Genomic DNA, 24,373 nt, shown 5'->3' on the forward strand with positions numbered 1-24,373 from the left:
CAACTTTTCTTATCCCACTTTTAGTGGGATATTTTTTTATTGGTAAAGGGCAAAACCACAAAATCGAAAAATTGATATACTTTTGTTAGGACAAAACCAAGTGCATGCCAAAGAATTTAGTTATTGTAGAGTCCCCCGCCAAAGCAAAGACCATTGAACGATTTCTAGGAAAAGAATTTCAAGTAGAGTCCAGTTTTGGGCATATTGCCGACCTCCCCTCGAAAGAGCTTGGCGTAGATGTGGAAAATGATTTTAAGCCGAAATATACTGTTGACAAGGAGAAGAAAGCCTTGGTGAAAAAACTCAAGGACTTGGCTAAAAAAGCAGAAATTATTTGGTTGGCGAGTGATGAGGACCGAGAGGGAGAGGCCATATCTTGGCATTTGGCAGAAGAGTTGGGGTTGGACAAAAGCAAGACAAAGCGTATTGTTTTCAATTCCATTACCAAATCGGCTATCCAAAAGGCAATAGAAAATCCAAGGGACATTAATTACAACTTGGTAAATGCACAACAGGCACGTAGGGTGCTGGACCGATTGGTGGGTTACGAGCTGTCGCCCGTTCTTTGGAAAAAAATAAAACCTGGACTTTCGGCAGGACGGGTACAATCCGTTGCGGTAAGATTGATCGTGGAGCGTGAAAGGGAAATCGAAGGGTTTACCCCCGAGGCATCTTTTCGTATAAAAGCTGAATTCAAAACCGACGAAGGAAATACATTTGCCGCAAAGCTGAACACTACGTTTCCGACGAAGCAAGCAGCAGAATCATTTTTAAAGGAGAATATTGGTGCAGACTTTTCAGTTTCCGATTTGGCCCAAAAGCCGGCAAAAAAATCCCCTGCAGCGCCGTTTACCACTTCCACTCTACAACAGGAAGCTTCTAGAAAACTGTACTTTTCGGTTAGCCGCACCATGCAGGTGGCACAGCGTTTATATGAAGCAGGTCTTATTACTTATATGAGAACGGATAGTGTCAACCTTTCCAACGAAGCATTGGCTGCGGCAAAAGATGCTATTCTGGATAACTACGGTGAAAAATATAGTCAAACCAGAAACTTTACAGGCAAATCCAAAGGGGCACAAGAGGCTCACGAGGCCATCCGCCCTACCGATATGAAACTGCAATCGCCCCAATTGGAGCGAGATCAGGCCAAATTATATGAATTGATATGGAAACGTACCCTGGCATCCCAAATGAGCGATGCACAGTTGGAGCGCACCAATGTAAAGATAAAAGCCAGTACCCACAGTGAAGAATTCTCTGCGAACGGTGAAGTAGTAAAGTTTGATGGTTTCCTTAAAGTATATCTGGAAGGTACCGATGATGAAGATGGGGAGGAGCAAGATGGAATGCTTCCGGCCATGAAAGTAGGGGAACCGCTTCAAAATGTATTTATTTCGGCAACCGAAAGATTTTCAAGGCCCCCTTACCGTTATTCGGAAGCTTCTTTGGTAAAGAAATTGGAGGAGTTGGGCATCGGGAGACCATCTACCTACGCACCTACCATATCTACCATTCAGAACAGGGGCTATGTGGAAAAAGGTACCGTAGAAGGCTCAGAACGTAAATATGTACAGTTGGTATTGGAAGATGGAAAAGTCTCCGATAGCCAGTTGAGCGAAATGGTCGGCTCCGAAAAAGGAAAGATCGTACCTACCGATATAGGGATGATCGTAAACGACTTTTTGGTGACACACTTTACCCAAATTTTGGACTACAACTTCACGGCGCAAGTGGAAGAAGATTTTGATGAGATAGCATCTGGTGACGAGGATTGGCAGGAAATGATGAAAAATTTCTATAAAGATTTTCATCCCAATGTACTTGAGGTAGAGGAAAACGCTGAACGCGCCAGCGGAGAACGTGTTTTGGGAACTGACCCAAAATCTGGCAGACAGGTGTCCGTTCGATTGGGCCGCTTTGGACCAATGGTGCAAATTGGGACCGTAGATGATGAGGACAAGCCGGAGTTTGCCAGCTTGTTGCCAGATCAGTCCATAGGTACCATTACTTTTGAAGAAGCAATGACCCTTTTTGAGCTTCCACGAAAGTTAGGTGTTTACGAAGGGGAAGAGGTAGAAGCTAATGTAGGTAGATACGGTCCTTATGTTCGATTTGGCAAAAAGTTTATATCACTGGATAAGGGCGAAAGTGCTTTTGATGTTGATATGGACCGTGCCATTGAGCTTATCAAGGCAAAGCAAAAGGCGGATGCACCCATTGGCACATATGAAGGAAAGGATGTTACCAAAGGAGTAGGTAGGTTTGGACCATTTATCAAGTGGGACGGTATGTTCATCAACGTGAACAAGAAATATGATTTTGATAATCTATCCGACGGAGATATTGCTGAATTGATTGAGGCTAAAAAGAAAAAAGAGGCCGAGAAACTTATTCAAGAGTGGCCAGAGGAAAAGATACGAATAGAAAAAGCCCGTTGGGGAAGACACAATATCATAAAAGGTAGGGTAAAGGTGGAGCTCTCCAAGGATGTGGATGCCACAAAAATCACATTGGAAGAAGCGCAGGCCCTATTGGAAAAAAAATCACCAAAGAAAAAAGCCAAGACAAAAGCTAAGAAATAACTATGGCGTTCGACTTTCTGGTTCCGGTCAAGGACAAGGTATTGGCACATTCCGAATTGTTGCCAGAACAAGCATTGGGCAAGAACGTTCACATGCATACCGAAAAGGATGGGCTACCTGTATTCGCTCAAGCTGATGTCGCCATTTTTGGCGTCTTGGAATCCAGAAACGCTTTCGAGAAAAAGCCCGAAAAATTGGATCTTGACGAGGTCCGTATCCAGCTTTACCGTCTTATGATGGGTAATTGGAACTCTACTATTATCGATATTGGCGATGTGGAGGAAGGCAATACCGTAGAGGACACCTATTTTGTGGTAAAAGAAATTGTTGCAGGTCTGCTCGAGGAAAACATAATCCCGATTGTGTTGGGGCTTACCCAGGATATTACCTTTCCTACCTACCGTGCTTTTGATAAAATAAAGAATATGGTGAATCTCGTCTCCATCGATAGCCGGTTCGACTTTGGTGAGGACGACGAGTTGATTTCATCACATTCCTACATGAGTAAAATCATAACTGATAAGCCCAACAACCTTTTCAATTTTTCCAACATTGGCTACCAGAGTTACTTCAATGCCCAAGAGGAAAAGGATTTGATGGAGCGTCTATTTTTCGATGCTTACCGATTGGGAGAGATAGCGGCCAACATAGAATTGGCGGAACCGGTATTGCGGAGCAGCGATATCGTAAGCCTGGATTTAAGGGCGATTCGGGCAAGTGAAATGGGCGGCTCCAGAAATTTTTCCCCCAACGGATTTACCGGAAGGGAGATATGTGCCATTGCCCGTTACGCCGGGATAAGCGATAAAGTAACCTTGTTCGGTATTTACGAGGGAGAGAATTCATACCAAGCCTTTCAGATGATCGCACAGATCATTTGGTACTTTATAGAAGGGTTGAGTTTTAGAATAAAAGAATACCCAAGCTCTAAGAGCGAAGACTTCACAAAGTTTACCGTGCCTACGGACACCGAGGAATTGGTCTTCTTCAAAAGCCATGTTACAGAAAGATGGTGGGTAGAAGTGCCAACAATTTTAGCTGAACATACTAAAACAAATTCGGTGGCGTTATTACCATGCACCGAAGAGGACTATCTGGATGCATGCAACCAGAACATTCCCGAAAGGTGGTTCAAAGCCTACAGAAAAGGGCTGAACTAAATAAATTAAATTTTGACCATTAATTGTTTGCTGCACAATAATTCATTCAAAAATCAGTTTTGAAAATAATGAACCTGTGTAGAACAGTTAAAAATCTTGAATCGAATAATTTAACCTAAAGTATGAGAAAGCTATTCTTTTCATCTATAGCACTTGTTTTTTTGCTTACCAGTTGTGGCTCTAAATCAAGATCAAAAGGTGAACTAGTTGGGGTCAGTGGTAAAAAGTGGCATCCAGAAAAACCCTATGGAATGGAACTGATTCCCCGCGGCGCCTTTGTTATGGGTAAAGCCGAAGAGGATCAGGCAAAAGTATTGAACGCTCCCACAAGAACGGTTACCGTACGTTCCTTTTATATGGACGACACGGAAATCACTAATAGTGAGTACCGACAGTTTGTGGAGTGGGTCAAGGATTCCATAGTAAGAACAAGATTGGCCATTTTGGCCGACGAGCTGGGGATCAGCCCAGAGGACGAAGGTATCGGAGAGTATGCTTTTAAGGATACGGATACTACCGAACTTTCCGTTTACGATAAGTACATGCTCGATAACTATGCAGGTCTAGGTGCTACCGGATACGAGGGAAGAGCATTGAACAAAGATGCAGATTTGGTATGGGACACATCCGAATACCCGGATGAGTATTACGCTGAGGTAATGGATTCCCTTTACCTACCTGAAGAAGAGAGCTACAACGGGTTGAGAAGTGTGGATGTAACCAAATTAAAGTATAAGTACAGTTGGATGGACATCGAAGCTGCTGCCAGGGCCAGAACCGGTAACAGAAAGGATTTTATCAAACATGAAGAATTGGAGATCTATCCAGATACTACCGTTTGGATCCGCGATTTCGAATACAGCTACAACGAGCCAATGCACAACGATTACTTCTGGCACGATGCCTATAGCGATTATCCCGTAGTAGGTGTAAACTGGATGCAGGCCAAGGCTTTCTGTAACTGGAGAACCAAGTTCAAGAACGATGACCAAAAAAGCCGTGGCAAACAGTTTGTAAACCAATTTAGATTACCTACGGAAGCAGAGTGGGAATACGCTGCAAGAGGAGGAATCGAAGGAGGAACCTATCCTTGGGGCGGTCCTTATGTGATCAGTGATACAGGATGTTTCATGGCCAACTTTAAACCACAGCGTGGAGATTATGCGGCCGATGCAGCTTTATATACGGTAGAAGCGAAATCATTCGAACCAAACGATTATAACCTCTACAATATGGCCGGTAACGTTGCCGAATGGACCAACTCAAGCTTTGATCCAGGTGCATACGAATACCTGTCCACCATGAACCCGAACATTGGTTCGCAGGACAACCAACGTAAAGTGATCCGTGGAGGATCTTGGAAAGATGTTGCTTACTTCCTTCAAGTAAGTACCAGGGATTACGAATACCAAGATTCAGCAAGAAGTTACATTGGATTCAGAACCGTTCAAGATTACATGGGAGAAGAAGATTCCACCAACGGAAGCAGAAGCGGACTATAAACAAAACAACGAGAGAACATTATATAAACAAGTAAGAGTAGTAACCAAATACTTATTTTTTATATAACTTAATTAAAACTAAAATTATGGCGCAGTCAAAATCAACAAAAAAGCTGTTTAACATGGCCTACGGGCTTGGAGCATCGGTAGTAATTATTGGTGCATTGTTCAAAATCCTTCACTGGGAGTTTGGACCACTTACTGGTGGACTTCTTCTTGCTGTAGGTCTTATTACCGAAGCATTGATCTTTGCTATCTCTGCATTTGAACCAGTAGACGATGAGTACGATTGGTCTTTGGTTTATCCAGAATTAGCTGGTGGTCAGCAATCTGCTTCCAGAAAACAAGAGGCTCAAGACGCTCAAGAAGCTGAAGGTCTTCTTTCTAAGAAATTGGACAACCTACTTAAAGAAGCCAAAATCGATTCCGATCTTTTTGCCAACTTGGGCGAAAGCATCAAGAGTTTTGAAGGTGCCGCTAAGAATATCACTCCTACAACAGATGCTATCCAGCACACTAAAAAGTATTCTGAGGAACTATCTCACGCAGCAGCTCAAATGGAATCTTTGAACAGCTTGTACAAAGTACAATTGGAAAGTGCTAGCAGACAAGCTTCCATCAACGAGGAAGTTGTACAGAACGCAGGTGCTTTGAAAGACCAAATGCAATCATTGGCCACTAACCTTTCTTCTTTGAACGGAGTTTACGGTGGTATGCTTACAGCCATGGGCGGAAGAAACTAATTAGAGTTTGATCAACAGAAAACAAACCAAATCAAATTAATTATTAAATCTAATTAGAAAAACATGGCAGGAGGAAAACAAACACCACGTCAGAAGATGATCAACCTTATGTACTTGATCTTCATCGCGATGTTGGCCCTTAATATGAGCAAGGAAGTACTTGCGGCATTCGGACTTATGAACGAAAAGTTGGAAACTTCCAACACGAGTATGGATTCCAACAACGCTAGCTTTTTTGCTAGTTTGGAAACCAAAGCTTCCGAAAATGCTGAAGAGTACGGAGAGCTTTACGAAGATGCCCAAAAGGTAAAAGAACTTTCCGATAGCTACTACAGCTATTTGGAAGGATTGAAAAAAGAAATGACCGCAGATTTGGAGGACCCAACGGACTATGTGGTTATGGATAAATCCGATTACTTGGACCAAAAATTCTTTCAAGGTGACAATTTAGGCCCAGAAGGAAAAAAGTTCATGGAATACATCAACAACTACCGTGACGGCGTAATCAATGCATTGCCAGAAGGTAAGTTCGAATCTTTGAAATCTGCAGTGAAAGCTCGTTTTGCTACAGGTGGTGAAGATGGCAAGGTTGAGAAAAGAGACGGAACCCGTCAAGATTGGATCAACTATCACTACGAAGGATTCCCATTGGTAGCTTCTTTGACCAAGATGACCCAATTGCAGGCTGACATCAAAACTACCGAGCAAGAGGTGTTGAAAACCCTTTTGGAAGGTGAGTTGACAGAAGCTGTATCCTTGACCAACTTTGCAAGTTCATTGGCTGCTCCAAAAACAGCTTACTACGCAGGTGAGAAGTATGATGGAAAAATCATTGTTAGCAAAACTGACAAGACTTCGACTCCTGTTAAAGCTGAGTTGACCTTGGACGGTAGACCAATGACAGAAGGTAAAGATTACGAATTGGAAGCTGGCGGTATCAAAATGTTGATCAGTGCCGGTACTCCAGGTGATCACACCATCAAAGGAACAATGACCTTTATGCAGGACGGTGAAGAAGTTCCAGTGGAAGTAAACAACACTTTTGCTACGATCTCTATGCCTAATGCAGCGGTTATCTCTGCTGATAAAATGAACGTAGTGTACCGTGGTGTTGCCAACCCAATGACAATCTCTATCCCTGGAATTCCAGATAACAAGGTGTCTGCAAATGCTCCTGGTTTGAGTAGAAGAAGCGGAAGCCAATATGTTATGAACCCAGGTACAGGTAGATCTGTAACCATTACCGCTTCTGGTACATTACCAGATGGTAAAGGAATCAGCACCAAGTCTGAGTTCCGTATCAAGGATATCCCAAGACCGAGCGGTACCGTTCGTGGTGAGTCTGGTAGCGTTAAGATGCCAAGAAACAACCTGGAAATTTCCACTGTTAGTGCTATGTTGGAAGACTTTGATTTTGATTTGAACCTTGCTGTAAGCCAGTTTAAGTTCAAAGTTCCCGGTCAGCCTACTGTAGTTGTAAATGGAAACAAATTGGATGCCAGAGCCAAATCTGCACTTAAGAGAGCAGATAGAGGTGAATCTGTCCAGATATTCGATATCCAAGCTTACATCACCAACAACAAGAGCTACAAGTTGAAAAAAGTATCTCCTGTAGTGGTTGAGCTTACAAACTAAGAAGTATAAAAAGTATACAAGTGATTATGAATTGGAAAAACGCATTATTAATAGGATTGTTGGGCATATTGCCAGTATCAATCATGGCGCAGGCAAACATTTTGAATGCCAAGCTGCCCGAAGATATCGGTAAAAAAACCCAAGCTCAAATAGAGCAAGATGCCGATGAGCCTTTAGCATACGGTTATGTGGACGATAGGGATATCCTTTGGTCCAAGACCGTCTGGGAAATCATCGATCTTGACGAGCGAGTTAACTTTCCATTGTATTATCCGACCGATACCATAGGTATTGGTGCCGATAGAAGGTCTTTATACCACGTTTTGATGAAAAACATCAGAAACGGTAACCTTACCGAGGTATATGCAGACTCTTACTTTACAGAGAAGAGAAAGTTGGAAGACCTTTCGGCAACCTTGCGTAAAGTGGATACCACTGATCTTGGATATGAACAATTGAATGCCGGTGAGCAAATATCCCCTGAGTTTATCAACAGAAGGGATTTGACAGCCGCTGATATTGAGGAGTTCAGAATCAAAGGAATGTGGTATTTCGATAAGCGCCAAGGTGAGCTTAAGTATCGTTTATTGGGAATTGCCCCAGTTGCTCCTGACGTAAACTTCATAGACGATGAATCTATGGGAACGGGGGAGAACAAAGTAGAGTTATTCTGGGTTTGGTATCCAGCGGCACGTAAAATTTTGCACGATGCCAAGGTGTACAACCAGCAAAACTCGGCAAGGCCCATTTCTTTTGATATGCTGTTGAACGCACGTCGATTCAACGGTGTCATCTATAAAGAAGAAAACGTTCACGAAGATCGTGAGATAAGCGATTACATTTTTGATAATGCACTGTTCCAGCTCTTGGAAGCCCAAAGAATCAAAGAGGGTATACGAGATAGGGAACAAGATATGTGGGCGTATTAATCGTTCATAGAATATTTCCAATTCAATAAAGCAAAACGCCGCACTCAGTGCGGCGTTTTTTTTGGTTTAAAGTCAAATGAAAATGTCAAGGATTCGCTCAGTTCGCTAATTTTGTGGTATGGTTGATTATATTGTAGTAGGTCTAGGTTTGGCGGGAATCTCTTTTTGTGAAGTTCTGGAAGAAAACGAAAAAACCTTTAAGGTGATTACCGATGAATCCCAACAGGCGTCCCAAGTGGCGGGTGGATTGTACAACCCAGTTATTTTGAAGCGGTTTACCATGGCGTGGAAAGCCAAAATGCAATTGGAAGTAGCAAAACCGTTTTATCAAAATTTAGAAAAAAAATTAGGGATCACTATCGATAATGATCTTCCTGTGCTCCGGAAATTTGCCTCTATTGAAGAGCAAAACCTATGGTTCGAAGCTTCCGACCGCTCAGATATGGGCTATTTTCTGTCCACTAAATTGCTCCCCAATAACAATCCCGCCATTGACGCTCCGTATGGTTTCGGAGAAGTAAAATATACAGGTAGAATTGATACTGCCGCTTTGGTGAGGTCGTACAGAAGTTATCTCAAGAATAGAGATTTGCTTTTAGAGGAATCGCTGGATTTTAATGCGATATCAACTACCGATGAAACCGTATCGTACAAGAATGAAACGGCAAAAAATCTCGTGTTCGCTTGTGGTTTTGGCCTCAAGCAAGACCCCTATTTTGGATATCTGCCTTTAAATGGGACCAAAGGGGAATTATTGATGATCCATGCTCCGGAATATAGAGAGAACAACGTTATAAAATCATCCGTTTTCACCATTCCGATGGGTCAAGACAGGTATTTGGTCGGCGCTACCTACAAGTGGAAGGACAAGACCAATATGCCCACGGAGGAGTCCAAAAATGAGCTTTTGGAAAAGTTGAAGACCTTTTTAAAGTGTGATTTTGAGGTTGTGGATCATGTAGCGGGTATTAGACCAACGGTTGTAGATCGTAGACCATTGGTGGGAAGACATCCAGAACACAAAAACCTTTATGTGTTAAACGGATTTGGTTCAAGGGGAGTAATGATCGGGCCGTGCGCCTCCAAACAATTGTTCGATTATATAGAAGAACAATCCCATCTCGACCCCGAAATGGATATTCAACGATTCACTAAAAAATACTACTCAAATTAGCTTTATGCGGTTTCGTGCTTTTTAGCAGAGGTAGCATCATACTTTACAAAAAGATTGATCCAGATGTTTCTGGAGAGTCTGATGATAACCGGCATAAAAACCACCAAAGTGCCCACTATGGCAATAAAAGTGGTTGGCAATGAAGCGTCCAGGAACAAGAATGAGATTACAAAGGCGGCTACGGCAAAGGCAATGCCCACACCATAGCTGACATACATGGCTCCATAAAAAAAAGAAGGCTCTATCTTATATCTTAAGCCACAATGCGAACACCTTTCTTTCATGCTAAAAATTTTGGAAAGTACATAGGGATTGGACTTTTCATACATGCTCTCCTCTTGGCATCTTGGACAGTTTCCTGTTAAAATGCTGTACATTTTGGTTCCTTTTTTTAACATTTGCACGGCTTTTGTACAAAAGTACACATTCGCCAATTAATGTTTTGTAATCAAGGTCACATAAAATGCTAAATGTTCATAATCTATCCGTAGCCTTTGGAGGGGAATACCTGTTCGAGGAAATATCTTTTCGTCTCAATGGGGGCGACAGGGTAGGGCTTATCGGAAAGAACGGTGCCGGAAAATCAACAATGCTCAAACTCTTGGCCAAGGAAATGTCTTTGGACGAAGGTGCCATAGCAACCGAGAAAAACGTCAAGATTGGGTTTCTAAAACAGGACATCGATTTTGAGGAAGGTAGAACCGTGTTGGAAGAATCCTACCAGGCATTTTCCGAGATCAAGGAGATGGAGTTGAAGCTGGACGAGATCAATACGGCTTTGGCAGAACGTACAGATTATGAAAGCGATGGTTATCACCAATTAATGGTGGATCTGAACGATGTTACCCATCGATATGAAATTTTGGGAGGGTACAATTACCAAGGCGATACCGAAAAGGTTCTTCTTGGACTAGGTTTTAAGCGAGAAGATTTCAACAAGCTCACCGATACATTTTCCGGTGGGTGGCGGATGCGAATCGAGCTTGCCAAACTGTTGCTGCAAAGCAATGATGTGCTCTTGCTGGACGAACCTACCAACCACTTGGACATCGAGTCCATCATCTGGTTGGAACAATTTTTAAGGAACTTTACCGGAGCAGTGGTAATCGTTTCCCACGATAAAATGTTTCTGGATAATGTCACCAACCGTACCATCGAGATTTCTTTGGGAAGGATATATGATTACAGTAAGCCCTATTCACAATTTTTGGTGCACCGAAAAGAGATCAAGGAACAACAATTGAGTGCCCAAAAAAATCAGGAAAAACAAATTCAGCAGACCGAAAGGTTGATAGAAAAGTTCAGAGCCAAGTCCAGCAAGGCTTCCATGGCCCAATCCTTGATCAAGAAGTTGGATAAAATGGAGCGAATCGAGGTAGATGAAGAGGATAACAGTGTAATGAACCTGCGTTTCCCTGTGTCCATAAATCCTGGGAAGGTGATTGCCGAATTGGATCGTGTTTCAAAAAGCTACGGTTCTAAAAGAGTATTAGAGGATATCGACCTTTTGGTGGAAAGGGGGAGCAAAACAGCTTTCGTTGGCCAAAACGGACAGGGTAAGACTACTTTAGCCAAGATTATGGTTGGGGAGCTCGATTATCAGGGAAATCTAAAAATCGGACACAACGTGCAGCTAGGGTATTTTGCCCAGAACCAAGCTGAGTATCTGGATGGCAGCAAAACCATTCTGGATACTATGATCGATGCGGCCAACGAGAGCAATCGGAGTAAAGTAAGGGACATCCTTGGCTCATTTTTGTTCAGGGGCGATGATGTGGACAAGTATGTAAAAGTATTGTCGGGAGGTGAAAGAAACCGCTTGGCATTGGCAAAGATGCTATTGCAGCCCTTTAACGTGCTAGTGATGGACGAACCTACCAACCACTTGGACATTAAATCCAAGAATGTGCTGAAACAGGCTTTGCAAAATTTTGAAGGTACACTGATCTTGGTGTCCCACGACCGTGATTTTCTTCAGGGATTGACGGATAGAGTTTACGAATTCAAGGAAGGGGGAATCAAGGAATATTTAGGCGATATCGATTTTTACTTGGAACAGCGTAAAATGGATGATTTTCGAAGTGTTGAAAAAGGAGATCAAAAGAAAGAGGAAAAGCCCCAAGAAAAAATAAAGGAAAGTGATTACCACATCCAGAAAAAACAAAAATCACTGAAGAATCGACTCAGTGGTGTGGAAAAGAAAATATCGCAATTGGAAAAAGAAATTGCAGATATTGACCACAACCTTCTTATGGACTATGATACTACCATTGCCAAACCAAACTTTTTTGACAAGTATGAAGGAAAAAAGAAAGAATTGGAAGGTCTTATGGAAGACTGGGAAACCCTATCCCATGAACTAGAAGCATTGGATTAAGAGAAGTTACCGTTTTCTTACAACATTTTTTTGTGAATTCACAACATATAGCTGTGAGTTTATCGATAAAACTTGTAAGATGTTTCTCATTTTTATTATTTTGTATGTAAATTTCCTACAACTAAATAAGAAATAATGCTTCGTATTACGATTTTTCTCTTTTGTTTGATGTCCTCAGCTGGTATATCGTTGGCCAATGGACAGGTTTCCCCCAAAGAAAAATCTGCATTGGTAGACCTTTACAACAGTACCAATGGCAAGGAATGGAACTCTTCTTGGGATTTGGATGCCCCTGTCAACACCTGGAAAGGTGTGGAAATCAGTCAGGGACATGTGGTTGGGCTTACCTTATTTATGAACAATTTAAATGGTACGTTGCCCGAAAGTTTGGGCGACCTTAAGCATATTTCCACGTTAAACTTGGCTTTTAACCAGATTACGGGTGTACTTCCCAAAGATTTGGTCAAGTTGGAGAAGCTCAAAACGTTGCGTTTGGAGATGAATAGAATTAAAGGTGGAATTCCTGAAGGGATAGGCCATCTTAAGCAATTGGAAATTTTTTCCATGTTCAATAATTTTTTAACAGGAACTATACCTGAAAGCTTTGGAGAGCTTAAAAATTTGAAAGAGCTTAATTTATCCAGCAACAATCTAAAAGGAGATATACCTAAATCTATAGGTAACCTTTCAAACTTGGAGGCTTTGGGTCTTTTTGAGAACAAATTGGAAGGACAGATACCTGCGGAAATCGGGAATTTGGTTCAGCTGAAAGAACTGGTTTTGTCCAACAACCAACTAGGTGGGGAGATTCCAGCCGAATTCGGACAATTGGCGAGTTTAAAGATATTGCAACTTCAAAACAACAGGTTCAATTCCTTTAATGTGTTGCACAACATGGATTCCAAGCAGTTTCTGGTTTTTGATTCTGACGATAAGACTTTGGCTCCAAAGTTCAATGAAATTAAAATAGACCGTACTCGAATGGCAGATACCAAATTCGAGGACGAAAACGAAAACGAGTAGTTAGTATTACTTTAGTTTGTTTGGTTTGGGGATACAGGCGTGTATCCCCATTTTTTTTGTGACAAAATTTTCGATAGATTTTATGAAATATTTAACCATTGTAAAAAATGTAGGGGATAGATTTGCACCGACTAAACCAACTAGCGCATGCGAAAGCTAATAATATCGGCTGTTCTTGGAGGTGTAATTATTTTTGCCTCCCTATATTTTGCTGGCTTAATCGCCGATAGCAAAGACAATAGAAGACCGCCATCACAAAAAATAGTAAAGACAGTTTTTGTGGATACGGTTCAGAATACCACCGTACCGATAAAGGTTCCCGCAAATGGAAATCTTCAAGCTAAAAAGAGAGTCGAACTCTATTCCGAGGTACAAGGTGTTTTTAGGCCGGGAAGTAAATTGTTCCGAACAGGACAGGAATATGCCGCTGGCCAAACACTTATCAGAATAGATGCCAGCGAGTATTATGCCACTGTACAATCCGCCAAAAGTAATCTGTACAATTTGCTTACTTCCATAATGCCAGACCTTAGACTTGATTATCCAGAAATCTATCCCAAATGGCAGCAATATCTTAACGGATTCGATTTGGAGAAGACCACACCGGAACTTCCAAAATTGGATTCCGAAAAAGAAAAGTTTTTTATAACTGGAAGGGAAATCATCACAACATACTACAATGTCAAGAATTTGGAACAGCGTTTGTCCAAGTATACCATAACAGCTCCATTCACCGGCGTATTGACCGAGGCTTTGGTCACTGAGGGGACTTTGGTTAGGTCAGGACAAAAATTAGGTGAGTTTATTGATACTGGATTATATGAATTGGGAGTATCCGTAAGCAAAACCTACGGGGATTTCTTAAGGGTGGGCCGTAAGGTAGAGCTCAGTAATTTAGAAAAGACCCAGACCTACATGGGCGAGGTCACACGGGTAAATAGTAGGGTAGACCAAAATTCCCAGACCATAATGGTGTACATAGAGGTCAAAGGTGATAATTTGAAAGAAGGCCAATATCTCGAGGCCAATCTCGAGGCCAAGGAAGAGCCCAATGCCATTGAGATCAATAGGTCACTTTTATTGGAAAACAACCAAATTTTTGTGGTACGGGACTCCATTTTGGATTTAATGGATGTTGACCCCGTATTTTTTACGGACAAGACCGTTGTGCTCAAAAATGTTCCTGACGGCCAAGTGATCGTTGCCAAACCGATGACGGGTGCCTATGCCGGTATGTTGGTGCGCACTTTTGACGAAAGCAAATCTTAAAAAACCCCGCCATGAGAAATCTCATCTCGTATTTTATTAAATACCACATGGCAGTAAATGTCTTTATTTTGGCATTTTTTGTCTTTGGGGTTGTAGGGATTCTTTCCTTGAAATCATCATTTTTTCCACTCAACGAAGCTCGGAACATTACCATAACTATTGCTTATCCAGGCGCCTCGCCACAAGAAATAGAGGAAGGGATTGTCCTCAAAATAGAAGACAACCTTAAAGGACTCGAAGGAGTGGAAAGGGTAACATCCACTTCAAGGGAGAACAGTGGTACCATCAATGTAGAGATCGAAAAGGAACGGAATGTTGATTTTATGCTGTTGGAGGTTAAAAATGCGGTGGATCGTGTACCGACCTTCCCAACAGGAATGGAACCTTTGATCGTGGCCAAGCAAGAACCTGTAAGGCCGACCATCAGTTTTGCGGTAAGCGGAAAGGATATTCCTTTGGCAACATTAAAGCAAATTGCCCGTCAGATTGAGAACGATCTTAGAGCGATTGACGGTATTTCACAGATACAAATAGACGGCTATCCTGACGAGGAAATAGAGATTGCAGTAGACGAGAACAGTCTTTTGGCGTACAATCTGTCCTTTGCCGATGTCGCCCAAGCCGTTTCCAACGCCAATATCCTTGTAACGGGAGGAAATATCAAAACAGTAACCGAAGAATATCTGATAAGAGCCAATAACCGCTCGTATTATGGGGATGAGCTATCCAATATCGTAGTTCGGGGTGATGTGGAAGGAAGGGCAGTGCGTTTAAAGGATGTTGCCATTATCCGCGACCGGTTCTCCGAAACCCCCAATGCCTCCTATTTTAATGGGGAGCTTGCCGTAAACGTTACGATTACAAGTACAAATACAGAAGATTTGATGGGTTCTGCTGAAAACGTTCGGCAATATATCGGCGATTTCAACGAAAAATATACCAATGTTCGGTTGGATGTAATCGATGACCGTTCAACAACATTGACCCAACGGACCGAACTCTTGACCGAGAACGCCATTGTGGGAATGATTTTGGTATTGGTATTCCTGTCCCTCTTTTTGAATACAAGATTGGCATTCTGGGTGGCCTTTGGTCTTCCCATTGCATTTTTGGGGATGTTTGTTTTTGCACCCATGTTCAATGTCACCATCAATGTACTATCCCTTTTCGGGATGATTATTGTAATCGGTATTCTGGTGGATGATGGAATTGTAATAGCAGAGAATATCTATCAACATTACGAGGATGGAAAATCACCCGTGCAGGCCGCTTTGGATGGGACCATGGAGGTGATACCGCCAATTATTTCGGCCATCATCACTACCATATTGGCATTTTCTATTTTCTTGTTCCTTGATAGTAGAATTGGCGAATTCTTTAGTGAGGTCTCTGTTATAGTGATTCTCACTTTAGTGGTTTCCTTGGTAGAAGCATTGATTATATTGCCCGCTCACTTGGCACATTCAAAAGCCTTGCACCCACAAAGTGATAAACCCAAAACAGGCATTGCCAAGGTATTTGCCGAGCTACGCGTCATCAACAAAATAGGAGATAGGATAATGAACTATATGCGGGATAAGTGGTATAGCCCGGCACTCCATTTTATGCTGAACTACAAGTTTTTGACCTTTGCCCTGTTCTTTATGGCTTTGGCTTTAACGCTGGGTTCCATTGGAGGAGGGATTATCCGAACTGCATTTTTTCCAAGAATTGCCAGTGACCAAGTATCTATAAATCTTACTATGCCCAACGGCACCAACGAGAAAGTGACTGATTCCATTATCAGTCTAATACAGGATAAAGCACATATCGTAAACCAAGAATTGACTGATGAATATTTACAGGGCATGGATAAAATGCTTTTTGTGAACATGATTAAAAACCTTGGACCCGGTTCATCCACGGCAACATTGGAAATCAACCTGTTGCCTGGAGAGGAAAGACCGGATGGTATACGTGCCGACATGGTAACCACGAGACTTCGTGAACTCGTAGGCCCGGTAATTGGAGTGGAAAGCTTGATTTATGGCTCAGGAGGTAACTTTGGAGGGAACCCTGTATCAGTTTCGCTATTGGGTAACAATATTGAAGAGCTTAAGGCGGCCAAAATGGAGCTTAAGCAAGCTATGGAGGCCAATTCCAACCTAAAGGACGTAACGGACAATGATCCGGCCGGAATCAAAGAGATACGTTTGGAACTCAAGGAAAATGCCTATTTGCTTGGATTGGACCTTCGTACGGTAATGAATCAGGTTCGTGGTGGATTCTTCGGGGCGCAAGCACAGCGTTTCCAGAGAGGGCAGGATGAAATTAGGGTATGGGTGCGTTACGATAGGGAGAACAGGTCGTCAATTTCTGATTTGGACGAGATGCGAATCCTGGCCCCAAGCGGTGACCGGATTCCATTAAAAGAAATAGCTACGTATACCATTGAAAGAGGAGATGTGGCCATCAACCATTTGGAAGGTAGAAGGGAAATTCAGGTGTCTTCCGATTTAACGGACCCCGAGACCACTAGTGGTACAGATGCCATGTTGTGGATACGTAACGAGGTATTGCCCGATATTCTGGCAAAATATCCAACCATAAGCCCATCTTATGAAGGCCAGAACAGGGAGGCCAATAAACTTATCGGTTCACTTGGATTTGTAGGTCCAATTGTATTGTTCCTGATTTTTATAACCATAGCCTTCACCTTTAGAAGTATTAGTCAACCTTTATTGTTGATTTTTATGGTACCCTTCAGTTTAACAGCGGTGGCATGGGGACATTGGTTGCACGGTTTCCCAATCAACATTCTTTCCATGTTGGGAATTATCGCACTCATTGGTATCATGGTAAACGATGGATTGGTGCTGATTGGCAAGTTCAACATCAATCTAAGAAATGGAATGAAGTTCGATGATGCCATTTATGAAGCTGGTCGTTCACGTTTTAGGGCCATTTTCTTGACATCGGTTACTACTATTGCCGGTTTGGCACCCTTACTTTTGGAAAAGAGCCGCCAAGCACAGTTCTTAAAGCCAATGGCCATTTCCATTGCCTACGGAATAGGTTTTGCCACCATTTTGACATTGCTCATGCTTCCTTTGTTGCTTTCCTTTGGAAACAATATGAAAGTTTTGGCTAAACGCCTGTGGACCGGAGAAGAAGTTACACCGGAAGAGGTGGAACGAGCCATTCGTGAACAGCATGAAGAAGAAGAGATGCAGTCGAAAAGTGTAAGCCTGAACGGAACCGACAGTAGCGATATGTCACAAAACGGAGAAAAAACCTCAAACGTTGCAGAAGAGACCAGATAATGAAAAGCTTTTTGTATAAACTACCCCTGATATTAATATTTCTTGGCTTATCCGTAAATGCTCAGGATGAAGTGCTTACCAAGCAGGAGGCGATCAACCTTATTTTGGAAAACAATTTGGATATTAAGGTCGCTAGAAATACCAAGTTAATTGATGAGAACAACGCAGATATTCTAAATTCGGGTTACTTGCCTTCGGTTACTGGGAATGCCAGCGGCAGTATAGATAAGCAAAACTCGGAAGGTGTTTTGGCCAACGGAGATACAAGAAGAGCGGAAGGAGCAGAGACGAGAAGATACAGTGCTGCAGTGAACGTAAACTATACCTTGTTTGACGGTCTTGGCAGATATTACAATTACAAAAGTTTTCAGGAAAGGTCGGAACAATCCGAATTGGAGGTCAGACAGACCATCGAAAATACCATTTTACAATTGTTCACCGTGTATTACGAAGCGGCCCGCCTTACCGAGAATACGGCTACCTTGGAACAGGCTCTGGAGATTTCCAAGGATAGGCTCAAAAGGGCACAGTACCAGTTTGAGTTTGGGCAAAATACAGGGTTGGATGTGTTGAACGCCGAGGTGGACATTAATACGGATAGCATCAATTTGTTGAATTCCAGACAGCAATTGCGAAATACAATGAGGGATCTGAACCTTATTCTTAACCGTGATCTATCGGCTACGTTTTCTGCCGATACTACCGTGACTTTTGTTCCTGGTCTTCAAATGGAAAATATGTACAATGAGGCCCAAATGAACAACGTTAGGCTTCAAATAGTGGAAAAGGACATAAACATGGGTCTCAATGACATCAGAATAGCCAAAAGTGGCTACTTGCCCACCATTGGACTTACCGGAACGTATGGTTGGAACGAGTCCAACAACAACAGTCCATTGGCCTTTGCTTTGCAAAACACGTCTACAGGGGTAACAGGTACCGTGAACCTTACTTGGAACTTGTTTGATGGAGGAACTACCATAACTGGGATAAAAAATGCCAAAATTGCCTACCAGAATCAAGAGATTGCGAAGAAACAGATTCAGTTGGAGGTAGAAAGGGATATCCGTAACGCATGGGACAGTTATACCAATGCGCTTTATGTTTTACAGGTCCAGGAGAAAAACTTGCAGACCAACCAGAACAACTTTAACCGTACCGATGAAAGATATAAACTTGGTCAGGTGACTTCCATAGAATTTCGCCAAGCCCAGCTGAATTTGTTAAATGCTGAGTTGGCCAAGAGCCAAGCCAAATACAATGCAAAATTGGCGGAACTTCAAATGCTTCAAGTTAGTGGTCAACTGCTCAATGTAGAATTTTAAGCCATGTACGAGCATTTTTTTCAATGTCCGTACTGTTGGGAAGAAATTTCCTTTTTGTTGGATAGCTCTGTGCCGCAACAAACCTATGTCGAGGATTGCGAAGTATGTTGTAATCCCATCGAGGCTACGGCAAAGTTTAACAATCAGGAATTGACTTATTTTGAACCGAAGGAAATTGGACAATAAAAAAGCCGAAGTATAAACTCCGGCTTTGGGTTGGTTGGAATAAGTTAATAGCTTTTACTTTTCCAAAATCTTGAAATCGCAATGCTCAGCAATCTAACTCCTTTGCACTGGAATTTGTGTTTACTGATATATTCTTACATAATCAATTTCAAAGATATCTTCGGTAAAATTTGCAGGTACATCCCCACCCAAATTTCCACCTATCGCAATATTTAGGAGCAAATAGTGCTCGTGATTAAATGGTTTGTTACTACCATTCTGAAATTCATATACCAAGTTATCATCCACATAGGTTTTAATACTTTCGCTGTCCCACTCCATGGAGTATAAATGAAACTCTGAATCTGCATTTTCAACGGCTATTTCACCTCCTTCATCGCTGTACACCTCTGTGTTCAAATCTCCCCAATGATAATGTGAAATGGTACTGTTTTTATCCCATCCGGTTTGTTCCATAATGTCGATTTCCCCGCAAAGAGGCCACCCTACATTGCCGTATTGATCTCCAAAATAGTTTCCGGTTTCATTCGAGTTTGCACCTAATGTCCAAATGGCCGGCCATGTACCCGCTGTTTTAGGAAGTTTGGCCCGGACCTCTATGCGTCCGTAAGTAAAGGCGAACTTGGCGTTCAATCTGGCCGAGGTATATTCTTTTGTACTTCCGTTATAGGAGTATTGCTCTTTGATGCCCTTTATTTTTAAGGTTCCATCGTTCACATATGAATTCTCTTCCCTATCGGTATAGTGCTGTAATTCGTCATTATGCCAGCTGCCATTGTTTGGTGGAATAACTTGATAATGCCATTTTTGGTCATCCGGTCTACCTTCGTTTTCAAATTCATCAGAAAAAACCAAAGTAGCATAGGCTTCGTCGGACCTGTAAACATCTACGCTGTAACTTTCGTTAACGAACGCCCCGGACCCGGAGTAGGCCCATACGGTAATATTGTGATTATTTGTTCCATCTTGAAGGAAGGTATGTTCGATATTTCCAGATTCGCTGTCGATTTGGTCCCCTGTTCCAAAACGGAACGCATACCTGACCGCATTATTGGCCGAAGCGGTTATCTGCACCGTTCCTGAACCATCGCCATTAGGATTGTTGTCGTTTGACCCAACAACAAAAATGTCCACGCTGAGGTTAGTAGGAATATCGTTGGAGTCTGAATCCCCCGAACTACAAGAAATTGTCAGTAGGAGGGACAGTATGGAAATATTGAAAATGCTCATTTTAACTATTTGGTGAATGTACAATTTGTTTTTCATAGAAAACCTTAGTTGGATTTTGCTCCTTTCTATTGTATGAAAGGAGCTAATCCGTTTGCTTAATTAACTAACTCAAATCAATTTATGATCTGTTTTTCATTATATGATTAGTGGAAATAGATATTGTCTAAGAAAATGGTTCCATTTCCATCAAATTTTAACTGAATTACATCGGTTAAATCAACTACACCGGAGAACTCTGTCAAAGGAATGTCTACACTTACCCATTCTCCTGCAGTTACTTCGAATGCATATGGAGTTTCTAACGGTCCTGTACTTATCAAAGATAAATTAAGGGCCGATGAATCCGGCGTCCAATAATCTACATGGATCATCGTCATACCAGAAACATCCAGTGAAGATGAGAATTGTGTTCCCTGATAGTTGAGACCTGCATACTTTAAGGTATTGTTCCCATCTATGTCTTCTTGTGTAACCACGGTTGCCTGCCCCCAATTCGGATTAAATTCGGTATCGGCAACATCGGTATAGGTATCACTGAATATAGATAATACATCTGCCTGTGCCAAGGTTGGGGTCGGTGCCCCAGTTACAGGTTCTGTGGGAGGTGGTGAAAAGAAATAAATGTTATCTAAAAAGATGGTTCCATTTCCATCAAATTTCAATTGGATTACGTCTGATAAATCCACTACTCCGGAGAACTCGGTTAAAGGAATGTCTACACTTACCCATTCACCAGTGGTGATTTCAATGGAATATGGTGTTTCAACAGGTCCAGAGCTAACTAATGATAGGTTGAGGTCAGAAGAATCAGGTGTCCAATAATCCAGATGAATCATCGTCATTCCAGAAACATCCAATGCATTTTCGAATTGAGTTCCTTGGTAGTTTAGGCCATCATATTTTAAGGTATTGTTGCCAGCTATATCTTCCTGTGTAACTACAGTAGCTTGCCCCCAATTTGGATTGAAATCGGTACCGGAAATATCGGTATACTCATCACTGAATACCGAAATCACAAAGTTTTCTGGAACCGAAGGTGCCGGAGCACCTGAGAAAGGGGTGTCGGAAACTCCTGCTTCGTTATAAAATAAAACGTTGTCCACATAAACAGTGTTTGCTCCACTAGGGGCACCCACGAATATCAACTGGGCAATATGTTCTGTTGTTGTTAGTCCGGTAAAATCAGATAGTGGAATATCCAAGGTCACCCATTCTTCTTGTGCGGGCGCTTCAAATGTCAATTCGTGCTCGACATCATCACCTCCCTCGAAAGCACCATCGGCTCCAAAGTCCACTAATTTGATTTTGAATTCCGTTGCATCACCAGTCCAGATATCCGTTCTAAAATGGGTCATTCCGGAAGCATCGATTGGACTTGATGTGGTTTCTACTCCTACAAAGTTAAGCTCGCTATACTTTTTAACTGCATTCCCATCAATTTCGATGTCCTCCAATGTTGCGTTGGACCAATCGGTTCTCCATGTGTCCACGGTAACGTTGGTGTACACGTCGCTGAACAATGAAATTACCTCTGTTGGGTCTATGGTCGGGTCTGGGGCTGGAGCAGTAGGTTCACCGGTTTCAACCGGCTCTTCCACTTCGCCACCTTCGCTCATCGCAATATCGTCGAAATAGTGGGTGGTTTCCGCACTTTTCTCGCCATTAAAATCAAAAAATAGAATCAGTCTATCAAATTTATCGGAATCACTTGGTGAGAAAACGAATGATAATTCTTCCCATTCACCTGCGACGGTTGTAGTCGCCTGGACTTCTTTTGCAATGGAGTTATCGGTCTTGTCCTCAAACTTCATTAATACGATTTGGTCTGCAGCGGGCGAGTACACTTTAATTTTTACGGTCTGCATTTCGTTGAAATCCACTTTGCTGGCCAAATCAAAAAAGAAGCCTGCCCATGGTTCAATATAGGCTGTTTGTGTGTATTCTACCACGGTTTCCGAGGTGTTGATGCCGGATGGGTCTGGATTTTCCACGTATTCAAGGGTAAAGGAACCGTCTTTCTCTCCAAAGAAAGTGACCTCAGGTCCTCCGCACTCAAAATCCATACCTTCGGACAATTCGGGAACAATGGTAGAAAAGGTACAGTCTTCACCTGGTTCGGGCTCTGGTTCCGGCGTTGGTGGAACATAGGCGGAAGGAGGCGGAATGTCATCCTCCGTTTCGCAAGAAATGATTGTGCCCAAAACTCCAATCACCATTAGGACAACCAATAAGGGTAGTCTGGAACTAGATTTGTTCATGTTATTATTATGCTTTTTCATCTTTCAATGTTATAAGTTAATGCTAGTTTGTGCCGGTTTAGTTATACCCATCATTCTGTGGGTAGTTGGGTCCCAAAAGGTCCATTTGTTGCTGTGGAATGGGCCAATTTTGCATGTACTCCCTAAGAATGTCTTTTGGATTCCCCTCTGGGTAAGACTCGTTCATATTGTCGTTGTTCATATGGTCCAAAAGATAATCGTACAACAATCCGGTACGCTTTAGGGTGAACCAACGTTGACCTTCAAAAGCAAGTTCGCGGGCCCTTTCTTCCAATATAGTTTCCAGGTCAATACTGTTCACTGGGGCGGTATTCGCTCTGGTTCGTACGGCATTAAGGTATTCCATTGCCTTGGCGGAATTGTTCAGCATCATATGTGCTTCGGCACCGATTAAATAAGTCTCTGCCAAACGGTAGATCATAATGTTCTTAAAATGATTTCTGTCTGTAGGCTCCACAGTCTCATCAAGGAACTTGATGATTCCGGGGTTTTGCCTTCTGTAGTAGAGCATAAACTCGTTTTGGTCGTCCTCGCTGTTCTCGTACAGGTCTAATGGGTCGCCCAACTCACTTCCGGCAGGTACTGCGGTCTCATCGTTGTAGAGATATTCGAAAATATAGTAGGTGCCATTTTTTCTGGTATCGTTCGGGTCTTCATTGAGAAGGTCGATGGTGTACTGGTTCAAGGAAATAAACCCAGCACCTGCACCGCCATTTTCAACAGATTGAATCAGACCGGGTGCATCCGCATAGCTGGCAACCATGTTCCAGTTCATGATATGGGGGTCTCCACCTCCAATGGTCTGCCTTTCAAAATTGATGGCAAAAAGGGTTTCGGAATGATTAAGCTCTCCTGCAAATACTTCTGCCGTGGTCTCCGTCAAACTATGGCTGCCACTTGTTATGATGGCATCGGTTTGGGCGGCTGCTTCGGTCCAGTCGTTCTCCCACATGGCCACTTTGGCTCTCAAATGTCTAGCGGCACCTTGGGCCCAACGTCCAAATTGAGGCGTAGTATAGTCCAAATTTGCTATGGCGAAGTCCAAATCGGAACGTAGCAGAGAAAAGATTTCTTCCTCTGAAGATTTGTCCTGGGGTACATCAAACGCATTCTGGGGCGTAGTGGGCTCCGTGGTGATAAAAATGTTGTTGAAAAGTCGGTACAAAGTGAAGTAGGCGTGGGCACGCATACATTTGGCCTCTGCAAGAATTTGGTTTCGTCTACTTTCTTCAATATCCTCCAAATTTTCCGCGCCTTGGATGACGGCATTGGCTCTCTCAACTATTTTATAGTAGTTGACCCAGTAGGCATTAATGCCCGATGTGGTACCGTAATCGCCCAAACTGGCTCCCCAAAGCAAACGACTGTAGAGGGAGACCTCTCCGGTGATACCCACGCCCAAATCGCTTTTTGCCTGTGGAATTAGAGGATATGTTCCATTCAAGCTTAAATCTTGGTAAAGGTTTCTGTTGAGGGTGTATAGGCCTACAACGGCATTTTCCAAGCCCTCTGGCGTGGAGTACAGGAAGTCGACCGAGGTATCGGACAACAGCTCATCCTCCAATTCTTTTTCGCATGATGCGAATGTGGCAACGACAAGGAATATTGCCATTGCTTTTTTAGATATTAAATGTTGAAATATATTTTTCATGAC

General features: G+C 42.5%; 17 protein-coding genes. 13 read left to right on the top strand and 4 right to left on the bottom strand.

The window, feature by feature from the left end:
- Window positions 1-104: 104 nt before the first annotated feature.
- The 7 genes from topA to GUA46_RS04265 all read left to right on the top strand — a co-directional run bounded on the left by topA (window position 105) and on the right by GUA46_RS04265 (window position 9,728).
- Window positions 105-2,585 (top strand): type I DNA topoisomerase, encoded by a 2,481-nt coding sequence (gene topA, locus GUA46_RS04235; RefSeq protein ID WP_176619419.1) that lies wholly within the window; start codon window positions 105-107, stop codon window positions 2,583-2,585.
- A 2-nt stretch (window positions 2,586-2,587) separates the two neighbouring features.
- Entirely contained in the window at window positions 2,588-3,745 is a 1,158-nt protein-coding gene (locus tag GUA46_RS04240; RefSeq protein WP_176619420.1) for a formimidoylglutamase, read from the top strand.
- A 122-nt stretch (window positions 3,746-3,867) separates the two neighbouring features.
- Window positions 3,868-5,247, top strand: a complete 1,380-nt coding sequence (porK, locus tag GUA46_RS04245; RefSeq protein ID WP_176619421.1) for a T9SS ring complex lipoprotein PorK/GldK — start codon at window positions 3,868-3,870, stop codon at window positions 5,245-5,247.
- Between the two features lie 86 nt (window positions 5,248-5,333).
- Window positions 5,334-5,990 (top strand): type IX secretion system motor protein PorL/GldL, encoded by a 657-nt coding sequence (gene porL / locus GUA46_RS04250; protein WP_176619422.1) that lies wholly within the window; start codon window positions 5,334-5,336, stop codon window positions 5,988-5,990.
- 63 nt (window positions 5,991-6,053) lie between these two features.
- Window positions 6,054-7,625, top strand: coding sequence for a type IX secretion system motor protein PorM/GldM (porM, locus tag GUA46_RS04255; RefSeq protein WP_176619423.1), 1,572 nt, complete (start codon window positions 6,054-6,056; stop codon window positions 7,623-7,625).
- A 26-nt stretch (window positions 7,626-7,651) separates the two neighbouring features.
- On the top strand, window positions 7,652-8,554 hold the full coding sequence (porN, locus tag GUA46_RS04260; protein WP_176619424.1) for a type IX secretion system ring subunit PorN/GldN: 903 nt from the start codon (window positions 7,652-7,654) through the stop codon (window positions 8,552-8,554).
- A 118-nt stretch (window positions 8,555-8,672) separates the two neighbouring features.
- Window positions 8,673-9,728 (top strand): NAD(P)/FAD-dependent oxidoreductase, encoded by a 1,056-nt coding sequence (locus tag GUA46_RS04265; protein WP_176619425.1) that lies wholly within the window; start codon window positions 8,673-8,675, stop codon window positions 9,726-9,728.
- Between the two features lie 2 nt (window positions 9,729-9,730).
- Here the strand turns inward: GUA46_RS04265 and GUA46_RS04270 are convergent, their stop codons facing one another.
- Complete coding sequence (locus GUA46_RS04270) at window positions 9,731-10,126, bottom strand: DUF983 domain-containing protein (RefSeq protein ID WP_108246916.1); 396 nt, start codon at window positions 10,124-10,126, stop codon at window positions 9,731-9,733.
- A gap of 65 nt (window positions 10,127-10,191) precedes the next feature.
- Between GUA46_RS04270 and GUA46_RS04275 the strand changes: the two genes are divergently transcribed.
- The 6 genes from GUA46_RS04275 to GUA46_RS04300 all read left to right on the top strand — a co-directional run bounded on the left by GUA46_RS04275 (window position 10,192) and on the right by GUA46_RS04300 (window position 19,210).
- Window positions 10,192-12,105 carry an ABC-F family ATP-binding cassette domain-containing protein gene (locus tag GUA46_RS04275; RefSeq protein WP_176619426.1) on the top strand — a complete coding sequence of 638 codons (1,914 nt, stop codon included), beginning with the start codon at window positions 10,192-10,194 and terminating at the stop codon, window positions 12,103-12,105.
- 135 nt (window positions 12,106-12,240) lie between these two features.
- Window positions 12,241-13,128, top strand: coding sequence for a leucine-rich repeat domain-containing protein (locus GUA46_RS04280; RefSeq protein WP_176619427.1), 888 nt, complete (start codon window positions 12,241-12,243; stop codon window positions 13,126-13,128).
- A gap of 147 nt (window positions 13,129-13,275) precedes the next feature.
- A complete protein-coding gene (locus tag GUA46_RS04285; RefSeq protein ID WP_176619428.1) occupies window positions 13,276-14,397 on the top strand; it encodes an efflux RND transporter periplasmic adaptor subunit in 1,122 nt (373 codons plus the stop codon).
- A gap of 11 nt (window positions 14,398-14,408) precedes the next feature.
- A complete protein-coding gene (locus tag GUA46_RS04290) occupies window positions 14,409-17,699 on the top strand; it encodes an efflux RND transporter permease subunit (protein ID WP_176619429.1) in 3,291 nt (1,096 codons plus the stop codon).
- Window positions 17,699-19,024 (top strand): TolC family protein, encoded by a 1,326-nt coding sequence (locus GUA46_RS04295; RefSeq protein ID WP_176619430.1) that lies wholly within the window; start codon window positions 17,699-17,701, stop codon window positions 19,022-19,024. Before GUA46_RS04290 ends, GUA46_RS04295 begins: the two co-directional genes overlap by 1 nt.
- Before the next feature lie 3 nt (window positions 19,025-19,027).
- Complete coding sequence (locus tag GUA46_RS04300; RefSeq protein WP_108246910.1) at window positions 19,028-19,210, top strand: CPXCG motif-containing cysteine-rich protein; 183 nt, start codon at window positions 19,028-19,030, stop codon at window positions 19,208-19,210.
- Window positions 19,211-19,330: 120 nt separating this feature from the next.
- On the opposite strand, the gene GUA46_RS04305 is transcribed toward GUA46_RS04300, so the two are convergent.
- From GUA46_RS04305 to GUA46_RS04315, 3 genes are all read right to left on the bottom strand, one after another.
- Complete coding sequence (locus GUA46_RS04305) at window positions 19,331-20,476, bottom strand: glycoside hydrolase family 16 protein (RefSeq protein WP_229418426.1); 1,146 nt, start codon at window positions 20,474-20,476, stop codon at window positions 19,331-19,333.
- A 107-nt stretch (window positions 20,477-20,583) separates the two neighbouring features.
- A complete protein-coding gene (locus GUA46_RS04310) occupies window positions 20,584-22,719 on the bottom strand; it encodes a hypothetical protein (protein ID WP_176619431.1) in 2,136 nt (711 codons plus the stop codon).
- Window positions 22,720-22,756: 37 nt separating this feature from the next.
- Window positions 22,757-24,370 carry a RagB/SusD family nutrient uptake outer membrane protein gene (locus GUA46_RS04315; protein ID WP_176619432.1) on the bottom strand — a complete coding sequence of 538 codons (1,614 nt, stop codon included), beginning with the start codon at window positions 24,368-24,370 and terminating at the stop codon, window positions 22,757-22,759.
- Window positions 24,371-24,373 lie beyond the last annotated feature (3 nt).

It is taken from the genome of Flagellimonas chongwuensis, from assembly GCF_013376415.1.
GTDB lineage: Bacteria > Bacteroidota > Bacteroidia > Flavobacteriales > Flavobacteriaceae > Flagellimonas > Flagellimonas chongwuensis.